This is a genomic window from Vibrio sp. B4-6 (genome assembly GCF_963888245.1).
Taxonomy (GTDB): Bacteria; Pseudomonadota; Gammaproteobacteria; order Enterobacterales; family Vibrionaceae; genus Vibrio; species Vibrio anguillarum.
This window is the reverse complement of sequence record NZ_CAWPIM010000042.1, coordinates 1-2,676: the sequence shown is the minus strand read 5'-3', so window position 1 is coordinate 2,676 and position 2,676 is coordinate 1. Positions and strand designations below refer to the sequence as shown.

Here is a 2,676-nt window from a genome sequence, read left to right as displayed (position 1 = left end):
TACCTAACAAACGGCTCAAGAGGGATTGCCAACGCGTGGCGGCTTTAGTACAAAATTGAAGTTCAGTGTTTTCGGTGTGTTTTTTGAGTTCGGCAGTGCGTTGTCAACCCCTTAGCCGGGCGTTATGATTTGTATCCAAATAGGCAGATTCTATGACAATTTCGTTTGAAACTCAGAGGTTGAGAGTAATTGAAGTCTCAGGTGATCTTTCGTTAACTGAGCGTTCAGCTCTGGTCGAACAGATCCCTAATATACTAACGCCATTGGTTGTTGAAAACTTGCCTCCATATTTTCATGGCATTACTTCCGTGGAATTGGCTAGAGTTTGGCTTGACCGAATGTCGTCGGAGAGTCGGCTGCTTCAAGTAAAATCGGAAGCGCAAGAGCTAATCGGTTTTCTTTTCGCCTATGTAGAGAGCGAAAGTGAAGCGCATATTGGTTACTTACTGAGTGAAGAATATTGGGGTAAAGGGTTGGCGAGTGAGCTACTGAAAAGTTTTATCGAAAAAATAGTTAAAACTGAGTCGTGGTCAAAGCTGGTCGGTGGCGTTGAAAGATCTAATGTTGCTTCAGCTAACTTGCTTAAAAAGTTAGGCTTTATAGAGCAACCAGCTAATGATAGTGGCGTTTCTTTTTACGAATATACGATTCCCCGACCACAATCATAACAAACGGCTCAAGAGGGATTGCCAACGCGTGGTGGCTTTAGTACAAAATTGAAATTCAGTGTTTATAGTGTGTTTTTTGAGTTCGGTGGTGCGTTGTCAACCCCTTAGCCGGGCGTTATGTTTCAGTCGTTCTCATTACCTAAGTATTAAAAATACTTTTCGAATACTTCGAATGTTGACAGGCTTTCGAATATTTCGGATAATTAGGTCGTAGTTAAAATTTAACTAGGTATTTTAAAATAGAGAGAAAACAAAATGAGCATAGCTACAAAATTGCCAAGCGCTGAAGAAATTGCACTGGCTAGGCTTGGTAGCCAAGAGCTGTCCGCAGTACTGGAAACAAACGGTGAAGCTCAAACTATTAATGTTATTGATAAAAGTGGTAAAACGCATGAAGTTACAATTCCTGCAAGTGCGTTAAACCTAATGATTGAAGTCTTAACTCAGTTAGGGCAAGGGAACTCTGTTAGCATAACCCCTATCCATGCAGAGCTGACAACACAAGAAGGGGCTGATCTACTAAATGTATCTCGCCCAACTTTTATTAAGCTTCTTGATTCTGGAGTTATTCCTTTTACGCGGTCAGGAAATCGTAGAAAGATTGCGTTTGCTGATGTGATGACGCATAAGAAACAGCTTGAAGAAGAAAGCCTTGCTACTCTTGCTGATTTATCTGCGTTAGATCAGGAAATGGGTATGGGGTACTAATGTCGTCATATACGGTAATTCTTGACGCATGTGTCATGTATCCAGCCCCACTTCGTAGCTACTTGATGTATTTAGCTTGCACTGGACTTTACAGAGCACGTTGGACTAACCAAATTCATGATGAATGGATTAGAAACTTAATTAAAAACAACCCAGAACTGGATCCGGAAAAACTTAAGCGCACTAGAGAGCTTATGGATAAGAGTGTTCCGGGTTGTTTGATTGAAGGTTATGAGCCGTTAATCAATGGTCTTACTTTGCCTGATGTTGATGATAGGCATGTCGTTGCAGCTGCAATTAAAGGTCAAGCGGAATCAATTATCACTTTCAATTTAAAGGACTTTCCTAAAGATGAGCTAGAACCACTTGAGTTGTCCGCTATTCATCCAGATGAATTCCTATGTGATATGTTTGAACTAAATGCTAGTGCATGTATAACTGCAGCCCAGCAACAAAGGCGTAGTTTAAAAAATCCTCAAATGAGCGCGGAAGAATTCTTGGCTTGTTTGCAAAAACAAAAGCTGCCAAGCTTTGTGTCTAAGATGAAGCAATTTCAAGCGATTCTCTAATCGTTATATCTTTAAAAGCTACTTAGGTAGCTTTTAATCAGTCCAAAACGTTACTTGAATCCAAGAAACATAACAAACAATTTAAGAGTGATTCAGCACGCTTGGCATTTTTGGTTTGGGTTGCGTTCAGTGATTACGGTGGTCAAATTAGGTGTCGTGGTCGCGCGCTTCACACCTTAATTGGGCGTTAGGCAAGGTGAGTTTTTATCAGCTAAATCGAGTTGAAATTGAACGGTAAATTCAATGTTTTCTGGCTTAAGTTAAGCAATAAATAGTCATCACATATTTGTTGTTTCTTGATCGCGTTGAGCTGTTTATCGTTGTGAATTCAGCGGCATAATAACCTTCAGCATCCAAACGTCCGCCGAGCATGCTACGCTCGTCACTTTTCTTCCAAATCGCTCAATTTGAGTTTTTTGTTTCTTTGCTGATTTAGCATTTTGGTTTATAAGTGAATCGGTTAGTTTGTTTCAAGTTTACAAAAAAAGCTCGTTCTCTAGTTTTGAAAGTGCCGGTGTCAATCAGTTGGCCTAACAAACGGCTCAAGAGGGATTGCCAACGCGTGGCGACTTTAGTGCAAAATTGAAGTTCAGTGTTTACAGTGGTTTTTTGAGTTCGGCGGTGCGTTGTCAACCCCTTAGCCGGGCGTTATGCAACTCAGGTAAATTTAGGGGTTCAATCTTTTTAGGTTTCTCCGGCCATTCGTTTTATGTTGTCGGCAAATGAGCTTT

3 protein-coding genes are annotated in these 2,676 nt (G+C 40.7%); all 3 read left to right on the top strand.

Features of this window, described 5'->3' with window-relative positions; all coding sequences use genetic code 11:
- Positions 1 to 152: 152 nt before the first annotated feature.
- Complete coding sequence (locus AACV20_RS11485; RefSeq protein WP_170908086.1) at positions 153 to 668, top strand: GNAT family N-acetyltransferase; 516 nt, start codon at positions 153 to 155, stop codon at positions 666 to 668.
- Positions 669 to 923: 255 nt separating this feature from the next.
- Positions 924 to 1,376: a helix-turn-helix domain-containing protein gene (locus AACV20_RS11480; protein ID WP_170908085.1), complete on the top strand. Its 453-nt coding sequence runs from the start codon at positions 924 to 926 to the stop codon at positions 1,374 to 1,376.
- Entirely contained in the window at positions 1,376 to 1,945 is a 570-nt protein-coding gene (locus tag AACV20_RS11475; RefSeq protein WP_170908084.1) for a PIN domain-containing protein, read from the top strand. Before AACV20_RS11480 ends, AACV20_RS11475 begins: the two co-directional genes overlap by 1 nt.
- Positions 1,946 to 2,676 lie beyond the last annotated feature (731 nt).

Coding starts and splice junctions, on each gene's coding strand:
- AACV20_RS11485 (WP_170908086.1), top strand. CDS start 153: ATGACAATTTCGTTTGAAACTCAGAGGTTGAGAGTAATTGAAGTCTCA.
- AACV20_RS11480 (WP_170908085.1), top strand. CDS start 924: ATGAGCATAGCTACAAAATTGCCAAGCGCTGAAGAAATTGCACTGGCT.
- AACV20_RS11475 (WP_170908084.1), top strand. CDS start 1,376: ATGTCGTCATATACGGTAATTCTTGACGCATGTGTCATGTATCCAGCC.